We start from the raw sequence: 15,353 nt of genomic DNA on the forward strand, positions 1-15,353 counted from the left end.
CGACCTCCGCGGCGGCGGCCCCCGCCGCGGCCGCCGTGCCCGGGCTGGCCGCCGCGCCGTACGAGTACCTCGGCTGGGGCAGCCCGCAGAAGCCGACCGACGTGATGAAGGCGACCGGCATCAAGTGGATCACCCTGGCCTTCGTCCTCTCCGACGGCGGGTGCAACCCGAAGTGGGACGGCAGCCGGGCGCTCACCGGCGGCTCCGACGAGGCCGCCATCACGTCGATCCGGGAGGCCGGCGGTGACGTCGTGGTCTCCGTCGGCGGGGGGAGCGGGAACAAGCTGGGCGAGAAGTGCTCCAGCGCGAGCGCGCTGGCCGGCGCCTACCAGAAGGTGATCGACGCCTACCAGCTGAAGGCGCTCGACATCGACATCGAGAACACCGAGTTCGGCAGCGCGACGGTCCGTCAGCGGGTGGTCGACGCGCTGAAGATCGTCAAGTCCAAGAACCCCGGCATCGTCACCTACGTCACCATGGGCACCACGCCGAGCGGCCCGGACGCCGCCGGCAAGGACCTGATCAAGCGGGGCGCCGCGGCCGGCCTGGCGAACGAGGGCTGGGTGGTGATGCCCTTCGACTTCGGCGGCCACAGCGGCAGCATGGGCCAGGCGACGGTCAGCGCCCTCGACGGGCTGAAAGCGGCGGTCAAGAGCGCGTACGGCTACAGCGACGACGCGGCGTACCGGCACATCGGCGTCTCCTCGATGAACGGGAAGACCGACGAGGCGGGGGAGACCGTCACCACCGGCGACTTCCGCACCATCCTCGGGTACGCCCAGCAGCACCACATCGCGCGCTTCGCCTTCTGGTCGGTCAACCGGGACCGCGCCTGCGGTTCCGGCACGGACACCGAGGCGTGCAGCAGCATCGCGCAGTCCCCGTACGACTTCACCAAGATCGTCGTCCAGTACCAGGGCTGAGGTGGCCCCGGCGGGGGCGGGCCGCCGGGAGGGTCGCCGAGTCGTTTCCCCCGCGCCGCTCCGCCCAGGTCCGCCCCCACATCCCTGAGCCACCACAGGCGGCACACCAACTGCGGCTCTCCGTCAGTGTGCTGACCCCGGACCAGGTGGAGGAGGGGGCGCGCCGCCTGTCCCGGCTGCTCACCGACCGCCTCGCCTGACAACCGCCCCCCCGCCCCCGCCCCGCCCCCGTCGTGCGCCGGAGCGAGGGCGGTCCCGGTGCGAGGCGATGTCAAGGACTCCGTACGGCAACGCTGTCGTGCCGCGGCCCGGACGGTGACGGGTACTACTCGGCCGGCGCGGTGAAGGCGGACGTGGGAACGTTCTGTGTCGGGGAGGAACGGGGCTGCGGCGGCAGCGTCATCCGGAGCAGCGAACCGCTCGGCGGCTCGGAGACCACGGTGAGGCCACCGCCGTGGCCCTCGACGACGGCGCGCACGATCGCCAGGCCGAGCCCGGTGCCGGGGCGGCCCGACGACCGGGTCCGGCCGCTCCCGTCCTCGGCCTGCGACCCGGCGAAGCCGATGCCCGTGTCCTCCACCTCGACCACGGCACCGTCGCGGGTCGCGCGACAGCGCAGCGCGATGCTGTCCCCGTCCACGGTGAACTTCACGGCGTTCTCCACCAGGGCGTCGAGGGCGGTCTCAAGCCGGGACTCGTCGCCCTCGACCAGGACGGAGGGCGCGTCCAGGCGCCAGTCACGGTCCGAGGCCGGCCGCCACCGCTGGACCGTCCGCCGCAGGAGAGCGCCGAGGTCGACGGGGGCCCACTCGAACGTGGCGGGCTCGTAGGCGTCGGCCAGGACGAGCAGCCGCCCGGCGAGGCCGCCGAGCTTGTCCAGCTCGTCCACCACGACGTCGAGGTCGTCCCTGCTCTCCGGGGTCGACAGCTCGTCGCGGACCATCTCCGCGTAGCAGCGGGCCACCGTGATCGGCGTGCGCATCTCGTGCGAGCAGTTGCGCACGAACAGCTCCTTGACCTCCTGCGCGCGGCGCTCGCGCTCGACGAGGTTCTGGGTCTCCGCGAGGGCGGCGGCCCGCCGCCGGACGTGCCAGACCATGCTGAGGAAGACCATCGCCATCAGCGGCACCTCGGCGAGTTCGTCCCACTCGGCGTGGCCCTCCGCGATGAACCGGCTCAGCGCGGTACCCGTGACCAGGGTGACCACGGTCAGCACGGCGGACGTGCGACGGGCCGACCAGCTCTGGAAGCCGTAGACGATGGACATGCTGATCCACACCAGGTGGAACACCACGGTTTCGAGGGCGGGTTCGACGAGCAGCAGCAGCTGGCTGCACCCGGCGAACAGCACCCAGCCGGCGAAGACCAGCCGCCTGCGCTCAGCCGGCACTGAAGGCGTACCCGACATTGCGCACCGTCTCGATGACCGGCCGGGGCACCTTGCCGCGGATCCGGCGGACCGTCGCGTCGACCACGTTGCTCCCGAGGTCGTCGGTGTGGCCCCAGACGCTCGCGAGGAGCTCACGCCGGCTGCACACCTCCCCGGCCCGCCGCATCAGGTGCCCGAGCAGCATGAACTCGCGGTGCGACAGGGGCACTTCCCTCCCGCCGAGGCTGAGCGCCTGCCGTTCGAGATCGAGCGTGACCTCCCCGACGTGGAGCCACCGCTGGGACACGCCGGTGGAGGGTGCACGGAGCCTGGTCCGGACGCGCTCCACCAGCTCCGCGGTCGCGAAGGGCTTGCCGAGGAAGTCGACGGCCCCGAGCCGGAGGCAGCGGACACGGGTGGCGACGTCCATCACGGCGGACAGGACGAGGACCCGCTGATCGGGCTTCCGGTCGAAGGCGCGCCGCATCACCTCGAACCCGTCGAATCCCGGCAGCATGAGATCGAGCACGACCAGGTCGAACTCGCCGGCCCGCAGCCGGTCCACGGCGTCCGGACCGGACTCCGCGGCGTCGATGACGTGACCGTCCGCTTCCAGCGTGCGCTTGAGGTAGGCACGTAGCCGCGCCTCGTCCTCGACGACCAACAGCCGGGCCATGGTGGGCTACCGTCTCCTCCCCTGCCGCTCTCGCCCCTGGGCTGTCATCTGCGGCTGCGTCGGATCCTACAAGTGCCCAACCCGTCATTCCACAAACGATCCGGCGAAGGCGTCGGGATCGACCCGGTTTGCTGCCCTCCGGCAGCGGGTGGTGTGACGGTGCGTCAGTGCCCGTGTGCGCCGGGCAAGGGTGCGCCGGCGTGCCGACGTCCCAGGCGGTCCGGCCTCGTGACGCCCGTCATGACAGCCGGATGAGAGACCTGTCATCTTCGCCCCCGCGTCCGGCGGCCGGCCCCAGGCTTGTCGCGCGCGTCACCAGTCGGCGGCAAGGGCCCGTGCCCTCGGTCCCGCCGCCTCCCGGTGGGCCGGGCGATCCGGACCCGAGCGCGCAAGCGGCGGCAGGTCGCCGAGGAAAGAGGAAAGACGTGTTCACCAAACAGGTCATGAGAACGGTGCTGAAACCGAGACGGGGCACCATCGCTCTGGTCGGCGTGGGGACGATGGTGGCAGCCTTGCTGGGGCTGCCGCCGTCGCCGCTCCAGCAGATACCGGAGGCTGCCGCGAGCGGGTCGAGCAGCGCGACGGACGAGACGAAGGCACCGCACTACTTCGGCCCATGGCCGAACTGGGCCAACAGCCCGCTGACCCTGTCGAAGGCCAAGGTGTCCATCGCGTCCACCACGATGTCGGCGGGAAACCCGCTGGTCGACCGGGCGTACGCGACGGACTTCGCGACACCGCCGGGCGCGCTGGGGCCCGTGCTCGTCGTCCTGGGCGGCTCTCCGCTGCCCGCCGGCACCCTCAAGAGCTTCCAGACCTGGAACCAGACCAAGCCGGGGGGCAGCCCCTCGGCCTCCGAGGGAGGCCTCTTCCACGCCTACGTCCTGCGGCCGACGGGCACACCGGACACGTACACCGTCGTGGCCGACAGCGGGCTGAAGACGGTGCCCAAGCCGACCGCGGCAGCCGGAGAGGTCGCGACGTACGAGGTCCCCGACGTCGCCGTGCAGGCCGGCGACGTCATCGGCTTCTACGGTCAGGGCGTCCCGGTCGACACCGGTCTCGGCTCCGCCACCGACGCCTTCGTGTACCCGGCCGGCATCGACAGCACCACGACCCCGCCGACCAACGCGCCTCCGGCCGCGGGTGCCACGGTGACGCTGGGTTCGGCCGTCTATCCGCGCTACCCGGCGCAGGACCGGCAGTACTCCTTCGGGGCGCAGGTGATCCCGGCGAGCACCGGGCTCGGCGCCACGGCGACGGCCACGGTGGACCCGCAGACCGGCGGCATCTCAGGCATCGAGGTGACCTCCCCCGGACGGCACTACGTCGCGGGCGCGACCTCGGTCACCATCGAGGGCGGCGCCACGGCGGCGACCGCGAAGGCCACCGTCAAGGCGACCGGGGCCGTGGTCGGCCTCACGGTCGACGCGGGCGGCAGCGGCTACGGCGGCTTCGCGGTCGGCATCACCGGCGGCGGTGGCAGCGGCGCCACCGCGACGGCCTCCGGCGGGGTGAACGCCGTGACGGTCACGGACGGCGGGGCCGGCTACACCATGCCGACGGTCGACTTCGACCTTCCCGACGACCCGAACGGCACGGTGGCCAAGGGGCACGTCGACCCGGCCGATCTCAGCGCGGACGGCAACGTCACCAAGGTGACCGTCGACGAGCCCGGCAGCGGCTACAGCAGCGCACCCGGCGTCGTGATCCGCAACGGGACGCTGGCCGACCCGATCAACGGCGCGACGAAGGCGACGGCCGCCGCAGGCCTGAAACTGGTAGCGGTCAAGCTGGACAAGGTCGGCTCCGACTACACCGCAGCGCCCGCCGTCACCATCACCGACCCGACGGGCAGGGGCGGTACCGGGGCGACGGCGACGGCCGTGACGGACACCGGGGCGATCAGCGGGATCGAGGTCACCAGCCCGGGGGCCGGCTACCTCACGGTCGGGATGAAGAAGTTCCAGGACACCCTGCCGCTGACCTGCAACCCCGGGGCGGACGGCACGGGTTGTCCCGACGTCGCACAGCTGCAGGCACCGTCGACGAAGCCGTCGGAGAAGTTCATCCCGGTGGCCGTTGCGGAGTCCGTCACCACCAGCGGCAAGCCGGCCGACGAGTACGTCATCGGTCTCGTGCAGTACCTCACCCGGTTCTCCTCCGACCTGCCGCCGACCCTGGTGCGGGGCTACGTCCAGCTGTCGACGGGCGCGGTGCCCGGCCGGAAGGTCCCGCTCTACAACGAGCTGATGGACGGCACCAGGCAGCCGCTGCCGTACACGGGTGTGACCTCACCGCAGTGGATGGGCCCCCTCATCGCCGCGACCAAGGACCGGCCGGTGCGGATCGTGTTCCGCAACCTGCTCCCGAAGGGCGCCGACGGCGACCTGTTCCTGCCGGTGGACAGCAGCGGCATGGGCGCCGGCATGGTCCCGATGACGATGCCCCCGCCGAAGAACGACGGCACCGTCACGGACGAGGTGCGCAATCCCCCGTGCACCGACGACAAGGCCGGCTGCTTCACGGACAACCGGGCCACGCTGCACCTGCACGGCGGCGTCACGCCGTGGATCAGCGACGGCACCCCGCACCAGTGGATCACCCCGGCCGGCGAGACCACGCAGTGGCCGCAGGGCGTCAGCGTGCAGAACGTGCCGGACATGGTGGACAGCACCGGGGCGACGCTCTGCGCCGCGAAGGACGACGGCTGCTCGACGTTCTACTACACCAACCAGCAGAGCGCCCGGCTGATGTTCTACCACGACCACACCTACGGCATCACCCGGCTGAACGTGTACGCCGGCGAGGCCGCGGGCTACACCATCACCGACGACACGGAGAAGGCACTGGTCAACAGCGGCACGATCCCCGACGCGGCCGACACCCTCCCGCTGCTCGTCCAGGACCGCACTTTCGTGCCGGACGACTCGCAGCTCAAGGACCGGAAGGACACCACCGGCAAGACCGTCTCCTACGGTCAGGACCCCACCTGGGACACGAAGCGCTGGGGCGGCAAGGGCAGCTTCTGGTACCACCACGTCTACATGCCCGCGCAGAACCCGGGCGACCCGTCGGGCATGAGCTCGTACGGGCGCTGGATGTACGGTCCGTGGTTCTGGCCGCCGGCCGGCGACACCAGGTTCGGGCCGATCGCCAACCCGTACTTCGACCCGAAGTGCAAGCTGGACGACTCGTCGACCTGGCAGTACGAGAGCGCCCCGTTCTGCGAGCCGGAGCAGATCCCCGGCACGCCGAACATCTCGATGGGCATGGAGCAGTTCAACGACACTCCCATCGTCAACGGGGTCGCCTACCCGAAGGTGACGCTCCAGCCGAAGACCTACCGGATGCGGCTGGTCAACGCCGCGAACGACCGCTTCTTCAACTTCCAGTGGTACAAGGCCGATCCGAAGCAGGGTGACGGCACGACCGAGGTGGCGCTGAACGCGGACGAGCTGGCGGTCGCGCAGACCGACCCGAACGTGTCACCCACCCCGGCGGACGCGAACAACGACGCCGCCGGCCCGGACTGGATCCAGATCGCCAGCGAGGGCGGCTTCCTGCCGGCACCGGCCGTCATCGACGGTCAGCAGCCGACGACCTGGATCACCGACCCGACGCGCTTCGACTTCGGCAACGTGGACAAGCACTCGCTCACCGTCGCGCCGGCCGAACGCGCCGACGTGCTGGTGGACTTCTCGAAGTTCGCCGGCAAGACGCTCATCCTCTACAACGACGCACCCGCGGCCTACCCGGGACGCATCTCGTCGTACGACTACTACACGGGTGCCCCCGACCTCACCCAGGCCGGCGGCGCACCGAAGGTCCTGCCGGGATACGGGCCCAACACCCGCACCGTGATGCAGGTGACCATCGCGGACACGGCACCGGCTCCGACGTTCAACCTGGCGAAGCTGCAGGCAGCCTTCAAGCACCACGCGGACGGCTCGGGTGTCTTCGAGTCCGGGCAGAACCCGGTGATCGTCGGTCAGGCGGCCTACAACTCGGCGTACGGCACGAGCTTCGCCGCCAGCAGCAACTGCAACGTCAAGAACAGCTCCGTCAAGACCTGCGACGGCCTGGTCCGCGTCAACGACACGTCGACGTTCGGCTTCAACACGCTCAAGGCGCCAACCGCCAAGATGACGATGCCGCTGCAGCCGAAGGCCATCCACGACGAGATGAACGCGACGACGTTCGACAGCTACGGCCGGATGTCGACCAACCTCGGCGTCGAGGCGTCGCCACCGACGCCGGGGGCGCAGAACGCGACGCTGTACCCGTACATCAACCCGCCGACCGAACTGATCGACGGCACCGGCCTGCCCAGAGCGGACGCGAAGGTGACGCCGATCAGCACCAGCGCGGACGGGACGCAGATCTGGCGGTTCACCCACAACGGGGTGGACACCCACCCGATGCACTTCCACCTGTACGACGTCCAGGTCCTCAACCGGGTGACCTGGGACAACATCGTCATCAAGCCGGACGCCAACGAGCTGGGATGGAAGGACACGGTGCGGATGAGCCCGCTGGAGGACACGATCGTCGCGCTGCGGCCGATCGTGCCGACGGTGCCGTTCGAAGTGCCGAACTCCGTCCGGCTGCTCGACCCGACGATGCCGGCCGGTGACACATCGATGTTCCACAATGTCGATCCGCAGGGCAACCCGACGGCAGCCATCACCAACAAGCTGGTGAACTTCGGCTGGGAGTACGTCATCCACTGCCACATCCTCAGCCACGAGGAGATGGACATGATGCGGCCCCAGTTGCTGGCACTGCCGCCTGGGAAGGCGAGCGGGCTCGCGTCGACCGTCGTGGGCACGGGTGAGAGCGCCCGGATCCGGCTGGAGTGGCAGGACAACTCGATCAACGAGACCGCCTTCCTCATCCAGCGGACGAGTGACGGCGGCACCACGTGGGTCGACGCCGGCACGGTCGAGTCGCCCCTGGACCAGCCGAACACCCACGGGGCCCGCACCTTCGTCGACCCGACGGCATCGGTGACCACGCCCTACCTCTACCGGGTCGTGGCGCTCAACACGGTCGGGTACGGCGGAGAGTTCCCGGGCATGACGGTGAAGTCGGTGTCGGACCCGCTCCAGGTGACCCCGGCACCGTGATGCCCGGAGGGCGGGGCCCCGGTCACGGCTGAGTGATCACGTACGGCAGGAGGGCGGGCCGCCGGCCCGCCCTCCTGCCTCGGCCTCTCGGCCGGCGCCCGGCTCAGTGGCGGTGCGCAACTGCCCGGTCCGGCCGGTGCCAGGGGGGAATCAGCCGACGGTCAGCCGGAACGGGCCGGCCAGCACCGAGTAGCCGTCGTTGGCCAGGTAGTAGGCGTCGTAGCTGCCGGCGCCGTTCAGCTTGCCGGTGGAGAAGGTGACGGCGCCGCTCTGGTCGGGCGTGTAGGACCAGGTCAGCGCGGCGCGGGAGCCGGGGGTGACGCCCGTCGGGTAGATGCCGACCCAGTTCCTGGCGCCGGCCTGGGAGGCGTTCGGCAGGGCGTAGCGGAGGGTGACGTTGCCGCCGTTGGCCACCGCGTCGAGGTCGCCGGTCAGCGTCGGGCCGGTCGCCGCGGAGGGGGCGAAGGCGGCGTTGAGCGGTGTGGCGTAGGTGTCGTTGCCGGTCAGCCCGGGCAGGCCGAGGGCGGACTCGATGGTGCGGCCGACACTGTAGTGGTCGTAGTGCAGCGGGCTGCTGGTGCCGGCCGGGACGGTGCCCTGGGAGCCCACGACGACGGTGGCGAGGTGGTTGTAGCCCTCGTTCTGGCTCTCGTCCCAGGTCAGGATGAGGAGCGAGCGCTGCTGGGTCCAGGCCGGGGAGGACAGCACGGGGGCGAGGGTCTGCTGCAGCCAGCCGTCCTGGGTCTTCAGGCTGGTGGCGCTGCCGTTGCCGGAGGCCTCGCCGTCGTAGTAGTCGTCGGCGGCGATCCAGGAGAAGTTCGGTGTGGTGGCCGCGGACTTCAGGTCGGTGGTCAGCTGCGAGGTGTCGAAGAGGCGCGCCGCGCAGCGGGCCGGATTGCCGCTGATGTCGGTGTAGTTGATGAACGGTGCGTCGTCGGGCATGTAGTAGCTGTCGTAGTTCTTGTTGGTGTTGCAGGGTGTGCCCATGCCCTGCTCGTAGGCCTTCCAGGTCTTGCCGGCGTCCTCGATGGTGTCGCCGAGGTTGCGCTGGGGGGAGTTGATGTTCGGCCAGTAGGTGGCGCCCTTGGTGTAGGTGTCACCGCCGGCGATGGCGAGGTAGTTCTCGTCGCTCGGGTGGTAGACGCCGTGGGAGTCGGTGAGGGTGGCGCCCTGGGACATCAGGCTGTGGATGTACGGGGTGTCCGTCGGGTCGTTCATGATCTGGGAGTAGTCCGTGTTCTCCATCATGACCATGAACACGTGGTCGTAGCCCGGCACGGCGGACGGGGACGGGGTCAGCGGCGCGGGCGCGACGACCGGGGTGTCGAGGGTGAGGGAGAGGTTGTCCAGGTAGCCGGTCTCGTTCGTGGTGGAGAGGAACTGCACCTCGACCTGGATCGACCGGGCGCCGGACGGGACGGCTCCGGTGGCGTTGCGGGAGAGGAACCTGGTGCCCAGGCCCCGGTCGGTGGCGGAGACGGTCGGCAGCTTGGCGGTCGCGCCGAGCGGGCGGCCGCTGACGTCCCGGAAGTGCAGGCTGACCGCGGCGTAACCGCCGTAGGTGGTCCAACCACCCAGCCAGCCGGAGAGGTTGAAGTGCACTCCGCCGCCGTCGATGGCGGTGGCCGCCGAGGAGACGTCGACGGTCTGGGACATCGAGCCGTCCCCGAAGTTGCCGGGGCCGAAGAAGGCCTTGCCGGGGGTCCGGCCGTCGCCCGGCAGGCCGAAGGAGCCCGCCGAGTGGCACATGACGTCGACGCCGCCGGCCTGGACCGTCCAGCCGGGGACGGTACCGGCGGCGCTCCAGTCGTTGGTGCAGTAACCACCGGCCTCCGCGTCGCCGTTGACGATCAGGTTGCCGCTGCTGCCCGCCGCACCGGCGGAGGTGGGAGCGGCGACGACCAGCGCGCCGAGGAGGGGAAGGGCGGCGAGCAGTCCGCCGAAAGGGTTCCAGCGCAGTCGCATGGGGGGTACCTCGTCCGTTGGTGAGGGTGGGTGCCATGGCCGTTCACCATGAGCGGGGACATAGGTACCGGCCGCCGCTGTCCGGCGGAAGAACACCGGTCGAACTTGTCTGGATAACTTCGGGCCGGCGTCGTACGCCTGCGGGGCGCAGCGGGCGCTTCCGGTACCGCTCCCGGGGCGGTGCGATGCACGGCGGGTGGGCTCCTCGGGTCGGTGGGCGGTACGGGGCGGTGTCAGGGGTGGTGGCGGCGCAGGTGGATGAGCCGGCTCGCACAGTCGCCGGCGGGCAGGTCGAGGTCGATGCCGCGGTGGCGCAGGACGGCGCCGCTGTACCGCAGGCCGGTGTCGGCGTCGAGGTAGTGGGCGTGTGCGTCGAGTGCGGGCAGGCGGAGCGCGGGGGGCTGGTGGCCGAACCGGGTGGCGGGGCGCCAGACGAGGACGGCGTGCTCGGTTCCGTCCGCGGCGGCGTAGTGGACGGCGGTGACGCCGTCCGGGGCGGACAGCCGGTACTGCCGGCCGCGCTGCACCAGGGGCCGGATCCGCTTGTAGCGGGCGACCAGGTCGGCGGCCTCGGCGAGTTCGTCCTCGGTCCAGGCGGTCAGGTCGCCGCCGAGGCCGAGGACGCCGGCCATCGCGACGTGGGCGCGGAAGCGCAGCGGGGTGGCGCGGCCGGTGGCGCCGTTCGGGCTGTCGGTGATCCACGCGGCCATGGTTGCGGCGGGGAAGAGCTGGCTGTAACCGTGCTGGATGGCGATCCGGTCGACGGGGTCGGTGTTGTCGGAGGTCCAGGCCTGGTCGGTGCGGGCCAGGATACCGAGGTCGACGCGGCCACCGCCGCCGGCGCAGGCCTCGATCCGCAGGTGCGGGTGGTCGGCGCGCAGCCGGTCCATGATCCGGTAGACGGCGCGGGTGTGGTCGATCCAGAGCCGGTCGGGGTCGGGCCGCCCGGGCCAGGCGGCCTCGGTGAAGGCCCGGTTGGCGTCCCATTTGAGCCAGTCGACGCCGTTGTCCCGGACCAGCCGGTCCAGCGTGCGCAGCGCCCAGGCCTCGACCTCGGGGCGGGCGAAGTTCAGCACCAGTTGGTGGCGCAGCTCGGTGGCGGTGCGGGTGGGGGAGTGGACCACCCAGTCGGGGTGGGCGCGGTACAGGTCGCTGTCGCGGTTGACCATCTCCGGTTCGACCCAGAGCCCGAAGGCCATGCCCAGGCGGTGCACCTCGTCGGCGAGCGGGCGCAGGCCGTCGGGGAAGGCGCCCGGGTGGGGTGTCCAGTCGCCGAGGCCGGCGCGGTCATGGCGGCGGGCGCCGAACCATCCGTCGTCGAGGACGAAGAGTTCGGCGCCGAGAGCGGCGGCGCGTCGGGCCAGGCGGAGTTGCCCGCGGTGGTCGACGTCGAAGTGGGTGGCCTCCCAGGAGTTGTAGACGACGGGCCGGTCGTGCTCGGCGTCGGGCAGCACGTGGGCGCGCACGTGGTCGTGCCAGGCGCGGCTGGCGGCGCCGAAGCCGTGGGAGGTGTGGAGTCCGGCGAAGACGGGCGTGGTCAGTTGTTCGCCGGGGTGCAGTGTCCAGCTGAGGCCCTCGTGGCCGAAGCCGCCGGTCCAGGTGGTCCGGCCGACCGGGTCGCGGTGCACGGTGATGCGCCAACTCCCGCTCCAGGCCAGGGTGGTGCTCCAGACTTCGCCGTGCTCCTCGGTCGCGCTGCCGTCGTCGAGGGCGAGCCAGGGGCCGGCGTGGTGGCCGGTGAGGCCGCGGCGGCTGGTGAGGACGGTCTCGGTGACCGGCAGGCGGTCGCGCAGGAGCTGGAACTCGCTGTTCCAGCCGCCGACCAGGTGGCTGATCCGGTAGTCGGACAGCGGGGGGAGGGTCCAGGACGCGGAGTCCAGCCGGTCCACGGTGATCGGCCCGTCATCGGGGCCGCCGGTGTGCCGGAGCTCGGTCCAGCGTTCGATGACGTCGCTGTCCGGGCGGACGCGGTAGCAGAGCTCGGCGGCGAGCGGGAAGTGGCGGTCCGTCAGGAGGATCCGAAGTTCGCCGTCCGTGATCCGGTGCTCGGCCGGGCGCCACTGGGCGCCGCGGGTGCCGTCGGCGAACCGGACCTGGAGGCCGGCGGGGCCGAAGCGGGCGCCGCTCTGCGGGGCGAGTTCGTCGGCGGCGGCCTCGGCCTCGAAGCTGCTGCGGGCCGGGGAGTGCGGCGCGGGCAGGGTGTCGAGGGCCGCACGGTCGAGCGGCGGGCCCCAGTACAGGTGCCGGGGGCTGCCGTCGGCGTCGACGCGCAGGGCGTAGAGGCTGTTCGGCGTGCGGAGTTCGGCGACACCGCGGGCCGGGTCGAAGGAGACGGGCGGGAGCACGGCAGGCACGGAAGGTCCCCAGGGGTGCGTAGTCGGGACGCGGAGCGGGTGCGCGCCGCCGACCCCGGCGGGCGTGCCGGGGCGGGAGCCGTCCCCGGACGTGCAGGGCGGTGCCCGGTACCCGGCGGTGCGTCGGGGACGGAAGCGGGGCCGAGCGTAGGGCCGCCCGGTGACCGAAATCAATACTGGACGAAGTTATTTATTCGGCGCTAGGTTGCCGCCGTGTTCCCGAATCCATCACGTCCGCTGGTTTCCGCGCCGGCCGAAACGGCCGTCCTCGCCCTGCTGTTGGCCGAAGGGCCGCTCAGCCGGGTCGAGCTGGCCCGGCGTACCGGCCTGTCCTCGACCGCGGTCACCAAGGCCGCCAAGCCGCTGGTCGAGGACGGCTACCTGTACGAACTGCCCCCGGAGCGCACCGCACCGGGCGCCGGCCGCCCGGTCAACCCGCTCGCGGTCAGCCCCGACCGGGAGTTCTTCGTCGGCGTCAAGATCAGCGCGGACACCCTGTACGGCGCCGTCTGCGACCTGCGCGCCCAGGTCCGGACCACCCTGAGCCGCCCGCTCGGCGACCGCGGCCCCGAGGCCGTGTGTGCGCTGCTCACCGATCTGGTCGCCGAACTGCTCGACGCCGACCCGGCCTACCGCCCGCGCACCCGGCACCTCGGGATCGCGGTCTCCGGGGACGTGGACCGCGCCGCAGGCCGAGTCCGGTACTCCGTACTCCCCGGGTGGCGCGACGTGCCGCTGGCCGAACTGGCGGCTGCGTCGACCGGCCTGACGGTCATGGTGGAGAACGACGTCAAAGCCCTCACCGCTGCCGAACACTGGTTCGGTGAGGGCATCGGCACCGAGTACTTCGCGCTGGTCACCATCGGCGCGGGCATCGGCTCCGGACTCGTCGTCAACGGCCAACTGATCGCCGGCGCACACGGGGTGGCCGGCGAGCTGGGGCACATCAGCGTCGACCCGAACGGGCCGCGCTGCCACTGCGGATCCGTCGGCTGCGTCGAGGCGATCGCCTCCACCGACGCGGTCCTGGGCGCCGTCCGCCGCGCCAGCACCCGACCCGACCTGGACTTCGACGCCGCCGTGGAGGCGGCCCGCACCGGCGATCCCGTCGCGCGGGACGCCTTCGCCCGGGCCGGGCGGGCGATCGGCGTCGGCATCGCCACACTGGTCAGCCTGATCGGCCCCGAACGGGTCGTGGTCACCGGTGAAGGCCTCGACACCTACGACCTCTTCGACACACACATCAGGGACTCCTACGCCGCGCGCTGCTTCGGCGCGGCCGCCCAGTGCCCGCTGATCCTCCGCCCGCTCCCCTGGGAGGAATGGGCCCGCGGCGCCGCCGTCGTGGGCATCCAGGCCCTCCTGCCCTGACGCTCCGCCGGCCGCCGACCCCACCGGGTCCGACCGCCGGAACCGGGCCGGCCGCCCGCCGGACGGCCCATCGCACAGCCGCACCACGAGAGCCGCACCACCACAGCCCGATGACGGACCACCAGCCCCGCTCCGTTCCCGGCAGCCGGCACCGAACGCGCGCACCGGCCGGACCGGAACCATCCACCCTCCCCCCACCCAGGAGGATGCGCCATGAGTGCAGCCACACCGCAGCTCAGCCGACGGGGATTCCTCGGCGGCTCCCTGCTCTTCGTCGCCGGCGCCGCCGTCGCCTGCAGCACCGACCCGACAGGTGGCAGCGCCTCCGGCGCGGCCACCACCCTGAACGTCTGGTACCACGCCTACGGCGAGAGCGGCACCCAGCAGGCCGCCACCCGCTACGCCGCCGCGTTCACCAAGGCCAACCCCGACATCGCGGTGAAGATCACCTGGGTCCCCGGCGACTACAGCGGCAAGCTGAACGCGACCCTGCTGACCGACGCCGCCCCCGACGCCTTCGAAATCGCCGACTTCGCGGCCAGCTACGCCGTCCGCGGCCAGATCGCCGCCCTCGACGACCTCTACGGGGACACCCGGGCGGACTTCAACCAGGGCAACCTGGACCAGGAGACGGTCGGCGGCAAGGTCTACGGCGTCAAGATGCTCGACGACGTGATGATGCTCTACTACCGCAAGAGCGCGCTGGCCAAGGCCGGCCTCACCGCGCCCGACAGCTTCGACGCCCTGGCCGGCGCCGCCAAGGCGCTGAGCACCGGCGGCAACAAGGGCCTGTTCCTCGGCAACGACGGGGTCGGCGACAGCCCGATCCTCGCCATCCTCTCCAACGGCGGCGAACTGGTGACCGGCGACGGCAAGGCGGCGTTCGACTCTCCGCAGGCCGTCGAGGCGGTGACCGGACTCAAGCGCCTGCACGACGACAAGTCCCTACTGCTCGGCTTCACCACCGACTGGTGGGACCCCTCCGCCCTGGTCCAGGGCGTGGTCCCGATGCAGTGGTGTGGCCTGTGGGCGATGCCGGCCATCCAGGCCGCCCTCGGGGACGACTTCGGGGTGCTGCCCTGGCCCGCGTTCAAGCCCGGCGGCAGCCCTGTGCTGCGCGTCGGCGGCTGGACCGCCTGCGTCAACGCCAAGGGCAAGCACGTGGAGGCCGCCAAGAAGTACGTCCAGTGGCTGTGGATCCAGCAGACCGACCTGCAGAAGGACTTCGCGGAGGCGTACGGTTTCCACATCCCGCCGCGCACGTCGGTCGCCGCGAGCGCCGACAAACTCTCCCAGGGCGCCGCCAAGCAGACCGTCGAGCTGGCCGCCGCCTACGGCCGCCGCAACCCCGGCACCTGGAACGCCGCGGTCGCCACCGCGTTCACCGCCGCCGCCACCAAGGCCCTCAACGGGCAGGGCGAGGTGGCCGCCCTGCTCAGGGACGCAGCCGGGCAGGCCCAGAGCGAGATCGACAAGCAGCGCGGCTGACCATGACCTCCGCACCGGACACCACGCTGCGCCCCGGCCGCGCCCGACGCCGCGCGGCGGCCCGCCGGAGCCGCCCGA

General features: G+C 71.7%; 8 protein-coding genes. 4 read left to right on the top strand and 4 right to left on the bottom strand.

Annotated features, from left to right (window positions below; translation table 11 throughout):
• A partial coding sequence (locus tag KS423_RS19770) for a chitinase (RefSeq protein WP_224280883.1) occupies positions 1-923 on the top strand: 923 nt, incomplete at its 5' end.
• 325 nt (positions 924-1,248) lie between these two features.
• Here KS423_RS19770 and KS423_RS19775 read toward each other — a convergent pair.
• Together KS423_RS19775 and KS423_RS19780 are read right to left on the bottom strand one after the other, a co-directional pair.
• Complete coding sequence (locus KS423_RS19775; protein WP_224280884.1) at positions 1,249-2,313, bottom strand: cell wall metabolism sensor histidine kinase WalK; 1,065 nt, start codon at positions 2,311-2,313, stop codon at positions 1,249-1,251.
• A complete protein-coding gene (locus KS423_RS19780) occupies positions 2,303-2,968 on the bottom strand; it encodes a response regulator transcription factor (protein ID WP_224280885.1) in 666 nt (221 codons plus the stop codon). The genes KS423_RS19775 and KS423_RS19780 overlap by 11 nt, the downstream gene beginning before the upstream one ends.
• Before the next feature lie 443 nt (positions 2,969-3,411).
• Between KS423_RS19780 and KS423_RS19785 the strand changes: the two genes are divergently transcribed.
• Entirely contained in the window at positions 3,412-8,097 is a 4,686-nt protein-coding gene (locus KS423_RS19785; protein WP_224280886.1) for a multicopper oxidase domain-containing protein, read from the top strand.
• Between the two features lie 150 nt (positions 8,098-8,247).
• Here the strand turns inward: KS423_RS19785 and KS423_RS19790 are convergent, their stop codons facing one another.
• Together KS423_RS19790 and KS423_RS19795 are read right to left on the bottom strand one after the other, a co-directional pair.
• Positions 8,248-10,062 (bottom strand): alkaline phosphatase family protein, encoded by a 1,815-nt coding sequence (locus KS423_RS19790; RefSeq protein WP_224280887.1) that lies wholly within the window; start codon positions 10,060-10,062, stop codon positions 8,248-8,250.
• Between the two features lie 233 nt (positions 10,063-10,295).
• Positions 10,296-12,416 carry an alpha-galactosidase gene (locus KS423_RS19795; RefSeq protein ID WP_224280888.1) on the bottom strand — a complete coding sequence of 707 codons (2,121 nt, stop codon included), beginning with the start codon at positions 12,414-12,416 and terminating at the stop codon, positions 10,296-10,298.
• A 213-nt stretch (positions 12,417-12,629) separates the two neighbouring features.
• Between KS423_RS19795 and KS423_RS19800 the strand changes: the two genes are divergently transcribed.
• Both KS423_RS19800 and KS423_RS19805 read left to right on the top strand, forming a co-directional pair.
• On the top strand, positions 12,630-13,787 hold the full coding sequence (locus KS423_RS19800) for an ROK family transcriptional regulator (RefSeq protein WP_224280889.1): 1,158 nt from the start codon (positions 12,630-12,632) through the stop codon (positions 13,785-13,787).
• Between the two features lie 213 nt (positions 13,788-14,000).
• Positions 14,001-15,275, top strand: a complete 1,275-nt coding sequence (locus tag KS423_RS19805; protein WP_224280890.1) for an ABC transporter substrate-binding protein — start codon at positions 14,001-14,003, stop codon at positions 15,273-15,275.
• The last annotated feature ends 78 nt before the right edge of the window (positions 15,276-15,353 follow it).

The organism is Streptomyces sp. LS1784, assembly GCF_020103755.1.
In the GTDB taxonomy this organism is placed as follows: Bacteria; Actinomycetota; Actinomycetes; order Streptomycetales; family Streptomycetaceae; genus Kitasatospora.

Coding starts and splice junctions, on each gene's coding strand:
- KS423_RS19790 (WP_224280887.1), bottom strand. CDS start 10,062: ATGCGACTGCGCTGGAACCCTTTCGGCGGACTGCTCGCCGCCCTTCCC.
- KS423_RS19805 (WP_224280890.1), top strand. CDS start 14,001: ATGAGTGCAGCCACACCGCAGCTCAGCCGACGGGGATTCCTCGGCGGC.
- KS423_RS19785 (WP_224280886.1), top strand. CDS start 3,412: ATGAGAACGGTGCTGAAACCGAGACGGGGCACCATCGCTCTGGTCGGC.
- KS423_RS19780 (WP_224280885.1), bottom strand. CDS start 2,968: ATGGCCCGGCTGTTGGTCGTCGAGGACGAGGCGCGGCTACGTGCCTAC.